The sequence below is a fragment of the Rhodoferax sp. GW821-FHT02C08 genome (genome assembly GCF_059421805.1).
This window is the reverse complement of sequence record NZ_JBWKVR010000012.1, coordinates 1-20,313: the sequence shown is the minus strand read 5'-3', so window position 1 is coordinate 20,313 and position 20,313 is coordinate 1. Positions and strand designations below refer to the sequence as shown.

At 60.9% G+C, this 20,313-nt stretch carries 18 protein-coding genes and 1 pseudogene; all 19 read left to right on the top strand.

Going from position 1 to position 20,313, the window contains the following annotated elements:
* The first annotated feature begins 134 nt into the window (after positions 1-134).
* The 19 genes and pseudogenes from AC07VY_RS15530 (at position 135) to AC07VY_RS15440 (ending at position 20,306) form a co-directional block, all read left to right on the top strand.
* Positions 135-1,589, top strand: a complete 1,455-nt coding sequence (locus AC07VY_RS15530) for a benzaldehyde dehydrogenase (RefSeq protein WP_495098328.1) — start codon at positions 135-137, stop codon at positions 1,587-1,589.
* A 39-nt stretch (positions 1,590-1,628) separates the two neighbouring features.
* Positions 1,629-2,396 carry a coniferyl-alcohol dehydrogenase gene (locus AC07VY_RS15525; protein ID WP_495098310.1) on the top strand — a complete coding sequence of 256 codons (768 nt, stop codon included), beginning with the start codon at positions 1,629-1,631 and terminating at the stop codon, positions 2,394-2,396.
* Between the two features lie 30 nt (positions 2,397-2,426).
* Positions 2,427-4,106, top strand: coding sequence for a DUF1302 domain-containing protein (locus AC07VY_RS15520; RefSeq protein WP_495098311.1), 1,680 nt, complete (start codon positions 2,427-2,429; stop codon positions 4,104-4,106).
* Between the two features lie 37 nt (positions 4,107-4,143).
* Positions 4,144-5,502, top strand: a complete 1,359-nt coding sequence (locus tag AC07VY_RS15515) for a DUF1329 domain-containing protein (protein ID WP_495098312.1) — start codon at positions 4,144-4,146, stop codon at positions 5,500-5,502.
* Positions 5,502-6,581 carry a WD40/YVTN/BNR-like repeat-containing protein gene (locus tag AC07VY_RS15510; RefSeq protein ID WP_495098313.1) on the top strand — a complete coding sequence of 360 codons (1,080 nt, stop codon included), beginning with the start codon at positions 5,502-5,504 and terminating at the stop codon, positions 6,579-6,581. The genes AC07VY_RS15515 and AC07VY_RS15510 overlap by 1 nt, the downstream gene beginning before the upstream one ends.
* Before the next feature lie 49 nt (positions 6,582-6,630).
* On the top strand, positions 6,631-9,048 hold the full coding sequence (locus AC07VY_RS15505) for an efflux RND transporter permease subunit (protein ID WP_495098314.1): 2,418 nt from the start codon (positions 6,631-6,633) through the stop codon (positions 9,046-9,048).
* Positions 9,049-9,076: 28 nt separating this feature from the next.
* Positions 9,077-9,907, top strand: coding sequence for an alpha/beta fold hydrolase (locus tag AC07VY_RS15500; RefSeq protein WP_495098315.1), 831 nt, complete (start codon positions 9,077-9,079; stop codon positions 9,905-9,907).
* A 25-nt stretch (positions 9,908-9,932) separates the two neighbouring features.
* Positions 9,933-10,889, top strand: coding sequence for an alpha/beta hydrolase (locus AC07VY_RS15495; protein WP_495098316.1), 957 nt, complete (start codon positions 9,933-9,935; stop codon positions 10,887-10,889).
* A 131-nt stretch (positions 10,890-11,020) separates the two neighbouring features.
* Positions 11,021-11,749 (top strand): annotated as a pseudogene (locus tag AC07VY_RS15490) (thiolase family protein); the annotation flags it as partial.
* A 63-nt stretch (positions 11,750-11,812) separates the two neighbouring features.
* Entirely contained in the window at positions 11,813-12,223 is a 411-nt protein-coding gene (locus AC07VY_RS15485) for a hypothetical protein (protein WP_495111321.1), read from the top strand.
* 16 nt (positions 12,224-12,239) lie between these two features.
* Positions 12,240-13,814, top strand: coding sequence for an acyl CoA:acetate/3-ketoacid CoA transferase (locus tag AC07VY_RS15480; RefSeq protein ID WP_495098317.1), 1,575 nt, complete (start codon positions 12,240-12,242; stop codon positions 13,812-13,814).
* A gap of 293 nt (positions 13,815-14,107) precedes the next feature.
* A complete protein-coding gene (locus AC07VY_RS15475; RefSeq protein ID WP_495098318.1) occupies positions 14,108-14,446 on the top strand; it encodes a hypothetical protein in 339 nt (112 codons plus the stop codon).
* 338 nt (positions 14,447-14,784) lie between these two features.
* A complete protein-coding gene (locus AC07VY_RS15470; RefSeq protein WP_495098319.1) occupies positions 14,785-16,128 on the top strand; it encodes a tyrosine-type recombinase/integrase in 1,344 nt (447 codons plus the stop codon).
* Between the two features lie 51 nt (positions 16,129-16,179).
* A complete protein-coding gene (locus AC07VY_RS15465) occupies positions 16,180-16,509 on the top strand; it encodes a type II toxin-antitoxin system RelE/ParE family toxin (RefSeq protein WP_495098320.1) in 330 nt (109 codons plus the stop codon).
* Positions 16,506-16,838 (top strand): helix-turn-helix domain-containing protein, encoded by a 333-nt coding sequence (locus AC07VY_RS15460; protein ID WP_495098321.1) that lies wholly within the window; start codon positions 16,506-16,508, stop codon positions 16,836-16,838. The genes AC07VY_RS15465 and AC07VY_RS15460 overlap by 4 nt, the downstream gene beginning before the upstream one ends.
* Before the next feature lie 93 nt (positions 16,839-16,931).
* The gene (locus AC07VY_RS15455; protein ID WP_495098322.1) at positions 16,932-18,086 is read left to right on the top strand and encodes a hypothetical protein; all 1,155 of its coding nucleotides are present in this window, start codon (positions 16,932-16,934) and stop codon (positions 18,084-18,086) included.
* Positions 18,087-18,460: 374 nt separating this feature from the next.
* Complete coding sequence (locus AC07VY_RS15450; RefSeq protein WP_495098323.1) at positions 18,461-19,009, top strand: helix-turn-helix domain-containing protein; 549 nt, start codon at positions 18,461-18,463, stop codon at positions 19,007-19,009.
* Positions 18,990-19,775, top strand: a complete 786-nt coding sequence (locus AC07VY_RS15445; protein ID WP_495098324.1) for a hypothetical protein — start codon at positions 18,990-18,992, stop codon at positions 19,773-19,775. Before AC07VY_RS15450 ends, AC07VY_RS15445 begins: the two co-directional genes overlap by 20 nt.
* Positions 19,776-19,787: 12 nt before the next feature.
* Positions 19,788-20,306 (top strand): hypothetical protein, encoded by a 519-nt coding sequence (locus AC07VY_RS15440; RefSeq protein WP_495098325.1) that lies wholly within the window; start codon positions 19,788-19,790, stop codon positions 20,304-20,306.
* Positions 20,307-20,313: the final 7 nt, after the last annotated feature.

Here is a 20,313-nt window from a genome sequence, read left to right as displayed (position 1 = left end):
TCTCTGGCGGAGGGCTTGATTTACGGCCTTTGGCATGCCTTTGGGAGAAGGCTGGTCCGTGCATTGCGATAAGTAGGTGTGCTGCAAAGAAATGTGGCGACTTGATGAACGTAATTCACCTAAAGGACATGGCCATGGGCGCGACCGATGCGACGGAAATTTTCAACTTTGTGGGCCTGCAGCAAGCCGCACTGGGCGCTGGGGTACGGGATGTGATTGAACCGGCCACCGGCGAGGTGCTGTGCCGTGTAGGCATTGCCAATGCCGCAGACATGGCTGCCGCCACGGCCGCTTCCGCAGCGGCGCAGAAGAGCTGGGTAGCGATGCCCCCGCGCGAGAAAGCCGCCATCTTCCGCCGTGCCGGGGCTTTGTTTGAACAGCATTTTGACGCGCTGGCCCTGTACACGGCGCGGGAAACCGGCGGCATCTTGGCCAAGGGCCAGCACGAAATCCGGGAGGCCGCGCTGATTTGCCAACTGGCCGCCAATCTGCCCCTGCAATCGCAGGGCCATGTGCTGCCCAGTGTGCCTGGCCGCACCAGCTTTGCCCGGCGGGTGCCGCACGGCGTGGTGGGGGTGATTTCGCCCTTCAACTTTCCGCTGATCTTGGCCTTGCGGGCCATTGCGCCGGCGCTGGCTGCGGGCAATGGCGTGGTGGTCAAGCCCGATAGCCGTACGCCGGTTTCCGGTGGTTTCATGATTGCCCGCATCTTTGCCGAAGCCGGCCTGCCCAAAGACCTGCTGCAGGTGCTGGCCGGAGACGCCGAAGCCGGCGAGGCCCTGGTAGTGGACCCGTTGGTGCCCATGATTGCCTTTACCGGTTCGGTCGCGGTGGGGCGTCGCATCGGCGAGCTGGCCGGCCGGCATTTGAAGAAGGTTTCCCTGGAGCTGGGCGGCACCAACTCGCTGGTGATTCTGGACGACGCCGATCTGGATGTGGCCGCATGCAATGCCGCCTGGGGCGCGTATTTTCACCAAGGCCAGATCTGCATGGCATCGAACCGCATCCTGGTGCACGAAAGCATGGCAGCGGAGTTCACCAAACGCCTGATTTCCAAAGCCACACATCTGCCCATGGGCAACGGCGCCAGTGGCCAAGTGGCCCTGGGCCCACTGATCGACGCCAAGCAGCGTGACCGCGTGCACGCCCTGGTGCAAGACAGCGTGAAGGCCGGAGCCAAGCTGGAAGCTGGCGGTAGCTATGAGGGCCTGTTCTACAAACCCACGGTGCTGACGGGCGTCAAGTCCGGTATGCGCGTGTTCGAGGAAGAAACCTTTGGGCCTGTGGCCAACATCATTACCTACAAGACGGATGACGAAGCCATTGCGCTGGCAAACAACAACACCGGCAGTCTGGCATCTGCGGTGATTTCCAAGTCGGTGGGCCGCGCCATGGCGGTGGGCCAGCAGCTCAAGTCCGGCATGGTCCACATCAACGACCAGACCGTGAATGACGATTGTGTGAATCCGTTCGGCGGCCCCGGTATCGCGGGCAATGGCACCAGCGTGGGTGGCCCTGCCGACCTGGAGGAATACACCATGTGGCAGTGGGTCACGGTCAAAGACCAGGCCCCCACGTACCCGTTCTGACACACGTTCTGACATATCCATAACAACCAGGAGAACAACATGAGCTTGCAAGGAAAAACCATTGTCGTCACGGGCACCTCATCCGGCATTGGTGCCGAGGTGGCGCGGTTGGCCCGCTTTCAGGGCGCCAAGGTGATTGGGATGGACCGCAACGACCCCAGCCTGACGCTGGATGGTTTTGTCAAAGCCGACCTGGGCACCACGGCAGCCATAGATGCGGCCGTGGCCCAGCTGCCCGCGCACATCGATGCGTTCTGCAATATCGCCGGCGTGCCCGGTACGGCGGATGTGGATCTGGTGGCGCGGGTCAATTACCTGGGCCTGCGCCATCTGACCGAAGCGGTGCTGCCGCGCATTCCACGCGGCGGCAGCATCGTCAACGTGGCGTCCATCCTGGGGGCTGAATGGCCCTTGCGGCTGGACTTGCACAAAGAGCTGGCCGCGATCAAGGGCTTCGATGCCGGAGCGCATTGGTTGCGTGACCACCCGGTGCCGCAGGCCACCTGCTACCAGTACTTCAAAGAGGCGCTGATCGTGTGGAACGGCGTGCAATCCCAAGAGTGGTTTCTGGGCAAGGGCGTGCGCATGAATTGCGTGGCACCCGGCCCGGTGTTCACACCCATTCTGGGCGATTTCGTTTCCATGCTGGGCGAAGAGCGTGTGCAAAAAGACGCCCACCGCATGCTGCGCCCGGCCTTTGCCGACGAAGTGGCGGCGGTGATTGCCTGGCTGTGCAGCGATGCCGCGCGCTGGGTCAGCGGCGTGAATATCCCGGTCGATGGTGGTTTGGCTTCGACCTATCTGTAAAACAAAAAAGTACTACCCGAGGAGACATTGATGACAAAAAAAACCACGCCCTTTCCACTCAGCGCGCTGGCGGTAGCCAGTGGCCTGCTGTGCGCCGTATCGGCCCAGGCCCTGGAACTGGGCTCTGATCCGGACACCAAGATCCGCCTGGACTTGACACCCAAGTACAGCACGGCCTATCGCTTGAAGGATGCCTCACCCGGACTGACCGTGCCGTCCAGCGACGCCGGTGTTGTGAACGAAAACGACGGCGATGTGAACTTCCGTAAGAAGGGCTTTGTGTCCAACCGGTTTGACCTTTTGACCGAGTTTGACGTGACCCATGGCAACTTTGGTTTGCGCGTCAGCCATGCCGCCTGGTACGACTCCAAGTACACAGGCCACAGCAGCAATGACGGTTCGCTGGGGGTGAATAACTACGCCAACCAGGCGGTGAATGACTACATCCCGCTGACCACCATGCAAAGCGGTCGGGGCGACCAGTTCCTGGACGTGTTCGTGTTTGGTAAGGGCAACCTGGGCGGTATGCCGGCCTCCATCCGCATAGGCAAGCACGCGCTGCAATATGGTGAAAGTCTGTTCTTCGGTCAGAACGGTATAGCCAACGCGCAGGGTCCGGTAGATATTGCCAAGATTTCGTCGGTGCCCAACTGGCAGTTCAAGGAAGTGTTGCTGCCGGTGGAGCAGATATCCGGCAGCCTGCAGGTGGCCGAAGATGTGACCCTGGGCGCCTACTACCAACTCAAGTGGCGGCCCAGCAAGCTGCCCGGCGTGGGCAGTTATTTCTCCAACCAGGATTACTTGGGCGGTGGGCGTGTCTACCTGGGGCCGACCACGGTGCTGAACACCGACGACAGCAAGGACCAGACGCCGGGCAACAACGGACAGTTTGGTGCGCAAGTACGCTGGGCTCCTGCTGGTAGCGCGTTTGAATATGGCTTCTACGCCGCACGCTATAACGAAAAGACGCCAGCGGTGCCGGTGTTTGATTTCATCAACGGCAACGCGCACAAGGTGTATGCAGAGGGCATCAAGACGGTAGGCGCCAGCGTGACATCCTCCGTGGGGCCGCTGAACTGGGCGTTGGAAGGCTCGTTCCGTGCCGATGCACCTCTAGCCGGCGACCCTGCCGTGTTGCTGCCCGCCTTTCTGGGAGCGGGGGGGCCTGCTGCTGACTGCAGTGGCTCGCCCAGCAACCCCTGCTTTGCCATCGGCAAGACCGCCCATTTGAACTTGTCTGGCATCTATGTGCTGACCAAATCGGGTCTGTGGGACGGCGGCTCGGTGGTGGCCGAGTTGGCTTGGAACCGCACCCTGAGCGTGACCAAGAACCCCAGCACGCGTGGCAACGGTGGCCTGGACCCGAACACCACGCGCGATGCGGCGGCTTTTCGCATGATCTTTGAACCGCAGTACTTCCAGGTACTGCCGGGGTTGGATCTGTCGCTGCCCATGGGCTTGGGCTACAACTTTGCGGGCCGCTCCTCGGCCATCATGAACTTTGCCGGTGGTGCCAGCAAGGCCGGCGACTTCAACCTGGGGGTCAAAGGTAAATACCACGACTGGAATATCGGCCTGACCTACACCAGCTACTTCGGCCCTGAGAGCACCTTTACCGTGGTGGACCCCGCCGGTTCACGGATGTTGTCTTACGGCCAGACCTTGAAGGACCGCAGCTATGTGTCTTTCAACATGTCGCGCACTTTCTGAACCTGTCACACCCCTATCTATTTCAACGAGACACACCATGAAGCAGTTTGCAATAAACACCTTGCTCGCAGCCGCCTTGCTGGCGGTCGCTGGAGGCGCCCAGGCCGCCGTGAGCGCCGACGAGGCAGCCAAGCTCAAAACCACCCTGACCCCGATGGGGGCCGAAAAGGCGGGCAACAAGGAGGGCACGATTCCCTCGTGGGAGGGTGGTGCCACCAAGGCTCCGGCCGGCTACAAGAGCGGGGATGTGCGCCCCGATCTGTTCCCTAGCGAGAAGCCGACGCTGTCCATCAGCGCCAAGAACATGGCCCAGTATGCCGACAAGTTGTCAGACGGCGTGCAGGCCTTGATGAAGAAGTACCCCGACTTCCGCATCGACGTGTACCCCACGCACCGTACGGCGGCTGCACCCCAGGCGGTGTATGACAACACCTTCAAGAATGCCACCCGTGCCAAGACCATAGAAGGCGGCTTTGGCATGGAGGGGGCGTTTGGCGGTGTGCCATTCCCTATTCCGCAGGACGGCTATGAAGCCATCTGGAACCAGCGCACCGCCTGGCGCGGCGGCAATATCACTCTACCCATGCGGGTATGGGTGGTGACCGCGGATGGTCGGCGCGCCATGGCCTCGGGGGGCACGCAGACGCTGAGCCAGCCCTTCTTTGCGAAGGACGGCAGCCTGGAAAAGTTCGATGGCTACTACTCCCTGGGCAAGTTCGTGGCCAATGCACCGGGCTCCAAGGCCGGTGAAGCCATTCTGGCTCTGGACGGCGTTTCTGATGCCGCCCCGCGTGGGCTGTGGCAGTACCTGGTAGGCCAGCGTCGCGTGCGCAAGGCCCCGTCCGTGGCCTATGACACGCCCGATTCGGTGACATCCGGCATCGGCCTGTTCGACGAAGCGTTTACCTTGTTTGGCCCCATAGACAAGCACGAGTTGAAGCTGGTGGGCAAGAAGGAGATGTACATCCCCTACAACAACAACCGCGCCGCTGCCGCCAAGGTGGAAGACCTGGTGACGCCCAACACGCTGAACCCGGCCCAGGTGCGCTGGGAGCTGCACCGCGTGTGGGAAGTGGAGGCCACGCTGGCCGCTGGCAAGCGCCATGTGGTGCCCAAGCGCAAGTACTACATCGATGAAGACAGCTGGCAGACCGCATTGTTCGACGGTTGGGATGCCAAGGGCCAGCTCTGGCGCACCAACTTTGCATTGATGTTGACCGCGCCCGATGTGCCTGTGGTCTCCAACTTTGTGCTGTGGGGCGGCTATGACCTGCAAAACGGCTCCTACTACCTGAACATGGCGTCCAACGAGTTGCCCAAGCAGTACGAGATCGTGCCGCCGATTCCGCGCAATTTCTTCAGCGCCGAATCCCTGTCCAGCGAAGGCGCACGCTGATGAAACAGGCCGCTCAATATGGGGTGGCGCGGCGCACGGCCCTGCTGGGCTTGTGCGGCTGGGCCACGGTGCTGGCTTTGCCAGCGCGGGCGGCCAGCACGCCGGCTGTGTTGACGCAGGCCGCCGTGCAAACCCCCAAGGCCTTGGGGGCGGCCACGCTGGCCGTGGCCCGCGCGGGCAAGCGCCTGGTGGCGGTGGGCGAGCGCGGCACCGTGCTGCTGTCCGACGACTCCGGCGTAAGCTGGCGGCAGGCCCAGGTGCCGGTGCAGGCCACACTGACCGCAGTGTGCTTTGCCGATGCGCAAACTGGCTGGGCCGCAGGACACCTGGGCGTGGTGTTGCGTAGTGACGATGCTGGCGCCACCTGGCACAAGCAGCTGGATGGCATCCAGGCCGCTGCGCTGGTGCTGCAAGCCGCCCAGGCCACGGGTGATGCCAAGGCTATCGCCAACGCCCAGCGCCTGGTGGAGGAGGGCGCCGACAAACCCTTCTTTGACCTGGAATTCAGCGACGCCCAGCATGGCTATGTAGTGGGGGCCTACGGCCTGATGCTGTCCACTGCGGACGGGGGCAAAACCTGGGCCGCCGTGACCCCGCGCTTGCCGAATCCCAAAAGCTTGCACCTGTACGGCGTGCGTACCAGCGGCAGCACGCTGCTGATTGCTGGCGAACAGGGCCTGCTGCTGCGCTCCGCCGATGGTGGTGCCAGCTTTGCGGCTTTGGAGTCGCCGTACAAGGGCAGCTTCTTTGGTTTGTTGCGCAGCGTGGGCGACGTGTGGGTGGCCTACGGTCTGCGCGGTACTGCCTACCGCTCCAGTGATGCCGGAGTGCATTGGGACAAATTGGACACCGGTGTACCCATGGCGGTGGGTGCCGGCATGGGCTTGCCTGGCGGTGGCTTTGTGCTGATGAGCCAGGCCGGCGATGCCTTGGTGGGACGCGACGACGGCGTGGCGCTGCGCCGTGTGGCGGCACGTGAACCCGTGCCCGTATCGGGTGTGGTGCAGGCCGACGACGGCAGCCTGGTCGTGGCCAGCTTGCGGGGCATGCGCCGCCTGCCGGCCCTGTCTGCCCATTGATTTTGGAATTGATTTTTGGAACAAGGCTGCGCGCAGCCGCGAAAGAATAATGCACGCCGATACATCCTCCCAAACCCAGCCCGTGGTTGCGCGGCTGGAAGATTTCGACACCCGCTCCGGCAATGTGGTGGAGCGCGCCTTCTTCAACCACCGTCCTTGGGTGATGGCGATCTGCCTGGCCTTGACCCTGGTGCTGGGCTGGCTGGGGACGCACCTGCAGCTCAATGCCAGTTTTGAAAAAACGATACCCACCAGCCATCCCTACATCGTCAACTACCTGGCGCACAAGGGCGATCTGGCGGGGCAGGGCAATGCACTGCGCCTAGTTGTACAGGCCAAGCAAGGCACGATTTTCGACAAGAGCTATCTGGACACACTGCAGAAAATAAACGACGAGGTGTTTCTGCTGCCGGGTGTGGACCGGCCGTTTATGAAATCGCTGTGGACCTCGAACACGCGCTGGGTAGCGGTGACCGAAGAGGGGCTGGATGGCGGCCCAGTGGTGCCCGACAGCTTTGACGGGAGCCCCGCCAGCCTGGCCGAGCTGCGCGCGAACGTGGAGCGCTCCGGTGAGATCGGCCAGCTGGTGGCGGGCGACTTCCAGTCCAGCATCATCTTCGTGCCTTTGCTGGACCGCAACCCGCAAACCGGCAAGGCGCTGGACTACGGTGACCTGTCACGCCAGATCGAGGTCATACGCGCCAAGTACGCCAGCGACAAGCTGCAGATCGGCGTGACCGGCTTTGCCAAGGTGGTGGGCGATTTGATCGAGGGCCTGCAGCAGGTGCTGCTGTTCTTCCTGTTGGCGCTAGCCATTACCACCGTGGTGCTGTACGGCTACACCCGCTGTGCCCGCAGCACGGCTCTGGTGGTGGCATGCTCGTTGGTGGCTGTGGTCTGGCAGTTTGGTTTGCTGGCGCTGCTGGGCTATGAGCTGGACCCGTATTCCATTCTGGTGCCATTCCTGGTGTTCGCCATCGGTATGAGCCATGGCGCGCAGAAGATGAACGGCATCATGCAGGACATAGGTCGTGGCACGCACCGCGTGGTGGCTGCGCGTTATACCTTTCGCCGCCTGTTCATGGCCGGGCTGACGGCCCTGCTGTGTGATGCTGTGGGTTTTGCAGTGCTGGTCATCATCCAGATCAAGGTGATCCAGGACCTGGCGGTGATTGCCAGCATAGGCGTGGCCGTACTGATCTTCACCAATCTGGTACTGCTGCCGATTTTGCTGTCCTACACCGGTGTTGGAGCCAAGGCTGCGGCGCGTAGCCTGCGTGAAGACGCGGTGCAGGACGGCACCCAACGTGCCTGGCTGTGGGCGCTGCTGGACCACTTCACGCAAAAGCGCTGGGCTGCTGTGGCGATTGTGGTCTCCACGCTGATGGCGGTGGGCGGCTACGCCGTGAGTCTGCAGCTGAAGGTGGGTGACCTGGACCCTGGCGCCTCCGAGCTGCGCCCCGACTCCCGCTACAACCGCGACAGCGCCTACCAGATCGCGCACTACGCGGCCAGCGCCGACATCCTGACGGTGATGGTCACCACGCCGGAAGACCAGTGCACCAGCTATGGCACATTGGCCAAGCTCGACACTCTGGCTTGGGGGCTGGAGCAACTGCCTGGCGTGGAGTCCACCAACTCCATGGCGGCGCTGTCCAAACTGGCGATGGTGGGCTACAACGAAGGCAACTTCAAATGGTTTGAACTGCTGCCGAATGACGGAGCCCTGGGCGGCGTGCAGACGCGGGCGCCGCGCGAGCTGTTTAACCAGAACTGCTCCTTTCTTGCGCTGTATGTCTATCTGAAGGACCACAAGGCCGAGACCCTGTCCCGGGTGGTCGCCGAGGTGGAAAAGTTCGCCGCAGCCAACAACACCGACGCCATCCACTTCCAACTGGCAGCCGGCAGCGCGGGCATCGCCGCGGCCACGAACATCGTGGTGGCCAAGGCCATGCACGAGATGCTGCTGTGGGTGTATGCAGCTGTAGTGCTGCTGTGCTGGATCACCTTCCGCTCATGGCGCGCGGTGCTCGTGGCGGTGCTGCCGCTGGTGCTGACTTCTATTCTGTGCGAGGCCTTGATGGTCTGGCTGGGCATGGGCGTAAAGGTGGCCACGCTACCGGTGATTGCCCTGGGCGTGGGCATAGGCGTGGATTACGCGCTGTATGTGCTCAGCATCACCTTGGCCCGCATGCGTGAAGGTGCCAGCCTGTCGGACGCGTACCACCACGCGCTGCAGTTCACCGGCCGCGTGGTTATGTTGACTGGCATCACCCTGGCACTGGCGGTAGGCACCTGGGCGTTTTCGCCTATCAAGTTCCAGGCCGACATGGGGATTCTGCTGGCCTTTATGTTCATCTGGAACATGGTGGGGGCCTTGGTGTTGCTGCCGGCGCTTGGCTACTTTCTCCTTCGGCCTGCCACGGCTGAGAGGGTGGCGGGCGTCCAGAGCCGGGTCGCGGCATGAAACATATGCGTATTCAAGGGGACGAGACGTGATCGATTCATTCATTTTGGTCGATGGAGTCCAGGTGCGGTACTGCGACTCGGGTGGTGCTGGTCCGGTCGTGCTGCTGCTGCACGGCATCGGCGGCTCGCTGGAACTCTGGTCGGCGCAGTTTGTCGACGCCAACCTGGGCATGCGTCTGATCGCGCTGGACCTGCCGGGGCACGGTCTGTCCGGCTTCGGTCGGCAGCCGTATGCGCCCAAGACTTTTGCCGCCTTCGTATGGAAGGTGGCCGACGCGCTCGGTTTGCACAAGGTGCATCTGGCCGGCAATTCTTTGGGTGGGGCCATTTGCCTGCAGATGCAGGCCCAGCAGCCCGCGCGGGTGCAGACCGTGCTGCTCGCCGCGGCGGCCAACCTCGGGCGCGACTGCCCCGTGCCCTTCCGGCTGATGATGCTGCCTGTGCTGGGCACGCTGATGTCGCGGGCTGGTCCCATGGCCGTCACGCAGCAGATTCAGGCCATCTTCGGCCCATCGTTTGTTGTCACCGACGAGTTGCGCAAGACGATAGAGCGCAGCGTGATGCGACCGGGTGCCCAGGCCGCCTTCCTCGCCACCTTGCGGCGGATGACGGACCTGGGTGGGCAGCGTGCGTCGCTGGTGGCCGATGCGCATACGGCGCTCGCTTCGGCCTCGGTGCCCCTGCTCCTGTTGCATGGCCGGCAAGACCGCGTGATTCCGTTCGCGCATTCGGAGCACGCGCACAAGCGGGCCCCGGCGAGCCGGTTTCAGCCCATCGATGACTGCGGCCACACGCCCCAACTGGAGCAGCCTGCCGTCTTCAACGCCGCTTTGCGGGCGCTGGTCGTCGAGGCCTAAGAGCTACCACCTAAGAGCAAGCAAAATGATGAACGATCTCCCGACCCTGGCCTCGGCCGATTTGGACCCGGCTCTGGCCGGATTTCTGGCCCAAGCCGCCGCCCAGGGCAACCCGCCCCTGGAGAGCTTGCCACCACCTGTGATACGGCAAATTTACCGCGAGCAGGCGCAGGCCCTGGGCCTGCCACCCCCCGGGATTGGGCGGGTGTTTGACACCGCCATTACCGGCCCCGAAGGAGCGTTGCCTTTGCGTGTTTATGCGCCCGATACCGCGAGGAGCCAGCAGCCTTTGCCGCTGGTGTTCTACGTACATGGCGGCGGTTTTGTGATGGGTGATCTGGAGACCCATGACAACGTCTGCCGAACCCTGTGCCACCATGCCGAGATGCTGGTTGTTGCTGTGGATTACCGGCTGGCGCCCGAGCATCCATTTCCGGCCGCGCCCGACGATGTGGAAGCCACATTGCGCTGGCTGCTGGCTAACGCCGGCAGCCAGGGTGCCGACCCCCAGCGCATCGCCGTCGTGGGCGACAGCGCGGGCGCGCAGCTGGCTTTGGTAGCGGCGCGGCGGGTGAAAGCCGCCGCGGTGCGCGCGCTGGGTCTGATTTACCCAGTCGCCCAGCACCCCGACGAACCCAGTCCTTCGTACCAGGAGAACGGCGAGGGCAAGTTCCTCACCATGGACGCGATGCGCTGGTTCATTGCCAGCTACCTGGGCGGGCAATCGCCCGGGCATCCCGATATGGCGCTGTTGCAGTCTGACTTGGCGGGCTTGCCCGCCACCTGGCTCGCCACCATGGGGCACGACCCGTTGCGCGACGAAGGCCATGCGCTGGCCCTGCGTGCCACAGCGGCGGGTGTGGCGGTGACCCATCAGCATTATCCTGGCGCTATCCATGCCTGCATCCACTTCAGTGCCGTGTCGCCGGTGGGTACACAGCTGGTGGCGGACTTGGCGCAATGGCTGCGCTTGAACGTTTGACAGCGCGTATCTGTCGTCCTGGGTGGGTAGTTCGGCCCGGGTGACCAAGTGTTTTCCCTAGGTCGGACGGCGGTCAATTTGGTTATGATAAATAACTAAATTGACCTGTTCTCAAAGCGAGAAAACCTCCCATGCAAGCCTATATTCCCTACGGAATTTACTGGTCCTCTCCGTTTGCCAAATGGCAGGGCGCACTGGCCAACCTGAATGCCTTGCCCTTGGCGGCCTACACCGGCAAGCAGGCACTGGCAGCGCGCGGCTATGACATGGCGCAGATCGACCTGGCCATTCTGGGCTTGACTAATCCGCAAAAAGGCAGTTTCTACGGCCTGCCCTGGGTCACCGGCCTGATGGGCATAGACCGCGTGGCTGGCCCCACCATCCAGCAAGCCTGCGCCACCAGCGTGCGCGCTCTGCAAATGGCCGCGCAGGAAGTGGTTTGTGGCACGGCGACCAGCGCGCTGCTGGTGATGGCGGACCGCCAGTCCAACGGCCCGGTGGTCTACTACCCTGACTCCAGTGGCGCCGGCGGCTACGGCATCAGCGAACATTGGGTGCCCGACAACATGGGCCATGACCCGTACGCCAAGAACCCCATGCTGCAGACCGGCGAAAACGTGGCTGCGCGCTACGGCATCAGCACCGCCGAGCAGCATGATCTGAAGCTGCACCGTTACACCCAGTACCAGCAGGCGTTGGCAGACGACCGTGCTTTCCAGAAGCGTTACATGGCCGATGTGCCGCTGAGCGACTCCAAATTCCGCAAGCAGACCGGCGTGCTCAGCAGCGATGAAGGCATCTTTCCCACCACCGCCGAAGGCTTGGCCAAACTCAAGCCGGTGAAAGAGGGCGGCACTGTGACCTATGGTGGCCAAACCCACCCGGCGGACGGTAATGCCGGCGCCATCGTCACCACCCGCGACTTGGCCCGCGCGGCGTCCGTCAACCCGCACATCGAAATCGAGATATTGGGTTTTGGCATGGCCCGTGTGGAGCCCGGCTACATGCCCATGGCCCCATCACCGGCCAGCTTCAACGCCCTGAAGAACGCCGGCCTGACCATCAAGGACATTGACGCCATCAAGACCCACAACCCCTTCGCAGTCAACGACATTGCTCTGGCGCGCGACACCGGTTTTGCCTGGGAAAAGATGAATAACTATGGTAGCTCCATCATCTGGGGCCACCCGCAAGCGCCCACCGGTCTGCGCGCCATCATCGAACTGATCGAAGAGCTGGTGCTGCGCGGCGGCGGCACCGGCATGTTTACCGGCTGTGCAGCCGGCGACAGCGGTTACGCCACCATTCTGCGCGTCACCGACGGCAGCCAATAAAGTACAGAAACACACCATGAAAATCATTACTGCCGCCCAAGCCGGCGCCCTCATCCAGGACGACGCCACCATCTTCCTCGGCGGCTTGGCCGTCACCAGCCTGCCCGAAGAAGTGCTCAAAGGTGTGGAGCAAACCTTTCTGGGCACCGGCCACCCGCGCAACGTGACCACCTGGGCCTGCGGCGCGATTGGCAACAGCAAGGACGCGGGCATGGTCCACTTCGCCCACCCCGGCATGATCAAGCGCACCGTGGCCGGCCACTTTGGCCAGACCGGTGCCGAGATGATGAAGATGGTGTTCGAAGGCCAGGTCGAGGCCTACAACTTTCCGCAGGGCAGCCTGTCGCACCTGACGCGCCACATCGCCAGCCGCAGCCCGGGCCTGCTGACCAAGGTGGGGCTCGGCACCTTCGTCGACCCGCGCATCGAAGGTGGCAAGCTCAACAGCAAGTCCACCGAAGACTTGGTCAAGCTGGTGGAGTTCAACGGCGAAGAATGGCTGTTCTACCCCACGCCCAAGATCGACGTGGCCATCATCCGCGGCACCGTGGCCGATGAAAACGGCAACATCACCTTGGACAAGGAAGGCATGCTGCTCGAGCAGATCAACATTGCCCACGCGGCCAAGGCCTGCGGCGGCATCGTCATCGTGCAGGTGGAGCGCATCGTCAAGGCTGGCACGCTGCACCCCAAGGCGGTGAAGATCCCCGGCGTGTCGGTGGACTACGTGGTGCTCAGCAAACCCGAGAACCACATGCAGACCATTGCCACCCAGTTCAACCCCGCGCTCTGCGGCGATGTGCGCGTGCCGGTGAATTCGCTGGAGCCCATGGCGCTGGACGAGCGCAAGGTCATTGCCCGCCGTACCGCGATGGAGCTGACCCCCGGCGCCATCACCAACCTCGGCATCGGCATCCCCGCCGGCGTGCCATCCGTGGCGGCGGAAGAGGGCGTGTCCGACCAACTGACGCTAAGCATCGAGAGCGGTATCACCGGCGGCATCCCGGCGCAGCTGGGCGACTTCGGCGTGGCCTACAACGCCGACGCCATCATCGAGCAGTCGCTGCAGTTCGACTTCTACGACGGCGGTGGCCTGGACGCCAGCTTCCTGGGCCTGGCCCAGGCGGACAACTGGGGCAATGTCAACGTCAGCAAGTTCAACGGCCGGCCGGTGGGCTGTGGCGGCTTCGTCAACATCACCCGCTCGACCAAGAAGCTGGTGTTCTGCGGCACCTTCACCGCCGGCGGCCTGGAGGTCAAGGTCGCCGATGGCCAGCTCACCATCGTCAAAGAAGGCAAGTCGCGCAAGTTCATCGAGAAGGTCGAGCAGATCACCTTCAACGGCCACGACGCGGCGCTACGCCAGCAGGAAGTCTTGTTCGTCACCGAACGCGCCGTGTTCCAGTTGACCACCGACGGCCTGGAGCTGACCGAGATTGCCCCCGGTGTGGACCTGGAGCTCGATGTGCTGGCCCACATGGGCTTCAAACCCATCATGAAGAACGTCAAGACCATGGACGCGGGTTTGTTTCGCGCCCAGTGGGGCGGCTTGGCCCAGGCCATGGCCCAGAAGACCGCGCGCGCCGGATAAATTGCGTGCTGCGGTGCTACGTTTTACCGCACTACGGTCCAAAGGTGTGTTGAAGTTGCTATAAAAATGGAAGCATCTGGCGCAGATTTCACCTGCGCTGGAGGCTTTTTGTTTTGTTTTTCCGCGCGGCGCGGCTGAACATGTGAGGGAGTGGGCTTGGAAGGGGTGGGAGCGTTGTCTGAGGACTAAAGATGCTACGTCAGCGGATGCTTAGGTTCTATGAATTTGCCAAATAGTTCGCACTGCTTTGGCGGCCCTCGGGCGCATGATGGAGTTGTTCCATAGGAGCCATCATGAAATATGGAGAGCAAGCCGTTCGGGACGTCGAGGACTTTTGGTCACGCTTTCGCAGTCTGCCTGAGGTCAAAAGAACTGAAGAGATCGGAAAGCTACAGGCGCTGCGAAATCGCTTGGCGAACGCGAGTGCCGGCCCCGGTCAACCAGCGTGCGACAACTATGTAGTGGAGAAGATCGTTGACCTGATCGAAGTGTGTCGCCGGCTTGCGCGCCTGCGTCAGCAGCCCTGTTTCAGCCAATGCGAGGAAGTGGCAATTGGCATAGGGGATGTGCAGTTAATTCGCACTTCGATGGCGCATCTAGGGCTGGCGGATGAACAGCGGCAGGAGCAATAAGACGCGTTGCTGCTGGATATGAGACTTGTCACGTAAGCCGTCTCATATTGTTCCAAAAAAACAAAAAAGCCTGCTATCGTTTAAATAGCAGGCTTTGCAGTGCCCATAGGGCTTGAAAGTGGTGGGTCCTGACAGATTCGAACTGTCGACCTACGGATTAAGAGTCCGAGCACCGGTATATTTTGCTGTGTTGATTGTCGTTGCTACAATCAATATAAATCAACAGCTTACCCAGCATTTGCTGGTCATATTCACAGCTATGGTGTTGATTGATATTCACCAAAATAGTGCAAAAGTGGCTACATGGTGGCTACATGGGTCGGCAAAAGGGGCAAGCGATGGCAAGACCAAAGAAGGATGCAGCAATCGATTTGCGAGAAACGCATGAGTTGACGGCTGGTTTGATCGACCGACTGGCCTGCCCGGCGGACAAAGCCCAGGCATTCCTTCGTGATGCAAAAGCCCCCGGATTGCGCGTGCGCGTTACTGCTGCTGGTGCCAAATCATTCGTGTTTGAGGCCAAGCTGAACCGCCAGACCATTCGGCGCACTATTGGCGACGTGCGCGCCTGGAGCATTGAGGCCGCCCGCAATGAGGCGAACCGGATGCGCGTCACCTTGGATGGTGGCGATGATCCCCGAGAGCTGGAGCGAAAGAAGCAGGCGGAGGCTGAGCTACTGAAGGCGCAGACGAAGCAGGAAGCCGCTACTGTGGGCGAGGTGTGGGCTGTGTACCAAGCAGAACGCCTGCCGTTTTGGGGCGAGCGCCACTACCAAGACCATGCAAAGCTGAGTAAGCCAGGTGGCGAGGTGTCGAAACGCGGTACGCGTGGGCGAGGTGTGACGGTGGCCGGGCCGATCTATCCACTGCTGGCGCTGCCCTTGCGCAACCTAGATGCATCGGTTATCGAGGCGTGGGCCAAGCGGGAGGCCAAGACCCGGCCTACGTCGGCCCGGCTGGCCTGGCGGCTGTTGAAGGCCTTTCTGAGCTGGTGCGCGGAACAGCCTGAATATGCAGGCTTGTTGTCTTCGGTGAACCCGGCCTCAACCAAGAAGGCGCGAGAGGCGTTCGGCCGTGCCGGAGTCAAGCAGGATGCTTTGATGCGTGAGCAACTGGCGGCCTGGTTCGTGGCGGTGCGCAATATCGGCAATCCCACCATTGCCGCCTACCTGCAGACGGTGCTGTTGACTGGTGCCCGCCCGGGTGAGGTGCTGGCCATGCGTTGGGAAGATATGAATCACCAGTGGCGGGGGCTGACCATCCGCGACAAGGTGGAAGGGGAGCGCGTCATACCGCTGACGCCCTATGTGTCGCAGTTGTTGTCTACGCTGCCCAAGCGCAATAAGTGGGTCTTTTCGAGCGCGGCGGTTGATGTCGATGTGCTGGCCACTCCGCGCGCGCAGCACGTCAACGCCTGCAAAGTGGCCGGCCTGGAAGGGTTGACGCTGCACGGTCTGCGCCGTTCGTTTAAAAGCCTGACCGAGTGGCTGGAGATTCCTGCCGGCGTAGTGGCGCAGATCATGGGCCACAAGCCCAGCGCCACCGCTGAGAAGCACTACACCGTGCGCCCGCTGGACCTGTTGCGTGTTCACCATGAGCGCATCGAGGCGTGGATATTGGAGCAGGCCGGAGTGCCGTTTATGGCTGATGCCGAGCCGGGCAAACTGCGTGCAGTGGCCTAGTGAGCGTTTTCATGGCGCAATAAAAATACAAAATTCTATATAATTCAATCCATGAAACCTATTGAGTTTCGAGGCGCGGCCCTTGATGATCTGCGCAGCTTTCCGCAAACCGCGATGCGTGAGGCAGGGTATCAACTGGACAGGGTGCAAAACGGCCTGGCGCCTGATGATGCCAAAGCGATGCCCAGCATCGGGGCCGGTGTGGTGGAGTTGCGCATCTGGGACGAGGCGGGCACTTTCCGTGTGGTCTACGTGGCCAAGTTAGCAGATGCTGTCTATGTGCTGCATTGCTTCCAGAAGAAGACCCAGCAAACAGCCAAGCGGGATATTGAACTAGCCAAGAAGCGGCTCAAAGACTTGATGAAGGAAATTGCGCCATGACCGATAAACAGCGTTTTGCCAGTGTGTGGGATGCCATCGAGGACACCCCTCAAGAGGCGGCCAGCATGCGCGCTCGCTCGTCTTTGATGATGAGCCTGACCGAAGTCATCCGCCAACAGGACATTACCCAGGCCCAGGCCGCCACGTTGTTTGGCGTAACCCAGCCGCGCATATCCGACCTGATGCGAGGCAAGGTGAACCTGTTCTCGCTGGACACCTTGATTGATATGGCAGCCACTGCCGGCATGGTGCCTACCGTCAAGGTGTCGATGCCCAAAGTGGCCCATGCCAAACGGCCCGCCGCACGCCGCGCCGCTGCGCACGCCTGAAACAGTTTGCCCCAGCTAGGTTTAGCGGCTGAAAAGCGGATTTCCCTGTCCGCCTGCTGGGGCTCTTATTTAGGGCTGCACTGAGGGCGTGCTGTGAGTCAAGACAATCGCTTAAAGGCCTCTGCAAGGATCGATTTGCAGAGGTTCACCCCGGCCTCACACTATTGGCTGCGTGATCATGACCCGAAGGCCGATCAAGAATTGGTCGAGCCTCTACTGCGCGAGCCTGCGCGATATTGTCTGAACCTTCGGGAAACAGAAGCCGCAAACGCGCTGGCTGACCTGGCCAACTATGAAATACGAAGTCGCGCAATTTGGACTGAAGTATTTCCAGCTCGTGACGTGGGCGACCTATCCCCAGCAGGCACTTTAACGACAAATCAGCAAAGGGAAATTGACGGCCGACGAGAAGTGTTTCGTCGGTCCGCGCTAATCTACGCCAGGACCATAGGGGATGCGCAATTAATTGAGTATTACCAGCCGGAGTGCCCGGATATGGCTGGACCTACCTTCATTGGCACGTCTGCTGTAACCGTTGCTGATGCCACATATGAAGCACTTGAAAAACTCATAGAACCGTATATCAATGGCCCATTTGCCAGCCTGCCTTATGAGCTGGCGCAGCTTGTGACCAGGGCCTTTGCTCCCATGCCCCACTGGGACGAATTAGCCCCCAGCCAGCGTGCATCGCTGGCCTGTCAATATGACATACAGCACGATCCATCATTGAAGCCGGAGAATGAATACTGGTGGGAACTAAATGCTCGAGTGCACGAAACCGAATCGGAGATAAGAGATTGGGAGTTGAAACCTGATGTCTTGCCTAGTGAAGCGAAGATCAAGCATGTCGAGCTGACCGAGCTTCGCGCTAGATTGCGACGTCTGCAGGAGTTATACGATCGTCCTGCTTTCACTGTAAAGGACTGGGATACGTTAAGAGGAGCAGCACCAAGCACGGTACAGCAGGCAATCTTTCCGGTGAAGGCCGAGGAGACTGCCAGCGATGCGAAGCCGTGGTTGTCGATTGACCAAAGAGACCCGCCAGCCAAACAGCCGTGGTATACACCCGCCAGGTACTTTGCGCGTCAACTGGGAATCGAGAAGCCAACATTGCTTGCAAACCGAACCCTATTGGCTGACCAAGTATCTACAGCACTTTTCAATGCCGGATTTAAAAAGCGTGGGGGCGTAAAAAAGCTTGATAGCGGCACGATTCTAAAGGCCTTCGCGAAGGTGCAGCTGAGCTAAAAACTCTCAAACTTTCACTGAAAGTTTTTGCATAAATCGGGCTGTAAGCCTTTATTCATGCGGCTCTTTGCAAACTTTCACAACGGCTTGCAAGCCTTAAAAGCACTATCCCAATAGTGAACCTCAACAGCGCACAACGCGCAGAAAGGTTCCTAAGTGCAAACTCAAACCGATCAACGTTTCACGCCGCTGGAGCTTGAAACCCGCCCCACTGTGGACACTGCAGCATATGCACACTACATGCACATTGCTCAGCAGACGGCACGCATCCACGCTTGCAAAGAATCGGGGCCAGTCCGTCCCCTGCGTATCCCTGGCAGTGCAAAGCTTCACTGGCCCACTGCAGAGATCAAACGTGTGCTGGGGGTGCGGTAATGATCGAGGCCCCAAAACCCGACCCCACAAACGGCGAGACCTCCAACACTGCAAATGCTGAAGGCCTCAAATCTCAAAAAACCAGTACGACCGATTTTATCCAAGAGGAACTATTGCCGCTCACAGGCGGAAAACAAAATTTTCGAATCGTTCGGATCGGCAAAGCTGCATGTGACGCAATCCGTGCAGAAATTGCACTCGCTGGCCTTCGCCTGGATAGCGCCTTGGGTGATAGCCAGTTGGTGATGCTTCCGCGGGTCTTGCGCTACCTTGGCGCACGTGGGCTGGGCACGGTCGAGGCGGAGGCTTTGGGCTACCGGCGCATTGCAACCCGCATTCAAGATCTGGAGGACCGTGGCTACGTCATTGCGGTGCCTCGTGAGCATGTTGTGACCGACGACCAACTGTTGCACCCCCGGATGGCGCGCTACAAACTGATGAGTTCGCCACCCGGTGACCCGCTGAGCTTGGCCATTGATCCCGCTGGCGGCCCGCTTCTGGGTTCCGGTGCAGCCGTGCTGGAGGCCCATGGCGGCGAACAAGTTTAATGATCCGCGTGGGGGACATGCCAGGCTGTACTGGGAAATTATCGACAGCCCAGCATGGCGGAGCCTCACACCGAGCGATCAGCGCGCCTATGTCGCCATCTTGCGCCAGTTGCGCAGCACCAATAACGGTGATCTGTCTTTGCCGCTTAGCCTGGTGAAACACCACGGCATCAAGTCATCAGCAACGCTGGCGAAAAGCTTACGTGCCTTGATTGCGGTGGGCCTGGTTTCCGTGACCCGCGAGGGGGGCTGCACCAAGGGCGGCCAGCGGCTGCCGACTCTGTACCGGTTGACGGATTACCCGTGCTTTGAGTTGCCCAAAAAGAACGTGCCCGCCTACAAGGCAACCAACGAGTGGAAGGCTGTTACGAATATCGGCATGGGCTTGAATCTTGTCAGCGCGGCTGAGGTACTGGCCAGGACCAACGCCACCAAAAAGAAGGCTGAAAAATTAAAAACCCCACTTCAAAAATTGAACGCCACCAGTTCAAAAAATGAAGCGGTAGCCCCAAAAACCGCTTTAGAAATTGAAGTATGGGCCCCTAGCCATGCTTCAAAAAATGAACATGGCGAAACAGCCTCAGACGCCCGGGAGCCCAACACTGGTGCGGCTTCCGCTAATTCAGAGCATTTTCCAAATCTGAAAAACCATACTTCAAAAAGTGAAGTCCTAAGTATTGTTGCCATCCCTAGTGCTGGTCGGCAAGCCACAAAGCCAGCCAAGCGCATGGCACCGACACCAGCCATCGCAGGCACCTTGCATTGAAAGACCAAAGCCATGAACGACGCACCCAAACTCACACACCATCCGTTGACAGTCGAATGCTTCACCGACGAGCAGGGCCAGGCCATCATCCTGGAGCAGCAGTCGGACGGGATGACCGACCCGAACACCGTGATCTGCCACCCCTGGCAGCTTCGCGCCGTCTGCGAACAGTTCGGCCTGGTCGGCTCCGGCGATGCGCAGGCCCATAGGGCTATTGCCACGCTTGAGCGCCGATTGCAGAAGCTGCGCGACCGCATTGAGCACCTAGACCACTGGCTGTGGAACCTATCCGATTCCGATCATGCGGATCTTGACTACGAGCGCACCTATTCGCAATGCACGCGGGAGCTGGCCGAGGAGTTCTGCATTGACATTGGCGCGTTGGAAGTGGGCCAGGTATCACAGCCCCCAGCCGATGACGAACCTATGCCAGTGCATGGCCAGCAGATTGCTGTGGTGGTGCCCACACAAGGCAAAGAAGGCGCCTTGCTCAAAAGATTCCCTGCTGCCGCTCAGCCATCCCTCATCTGACCATTAA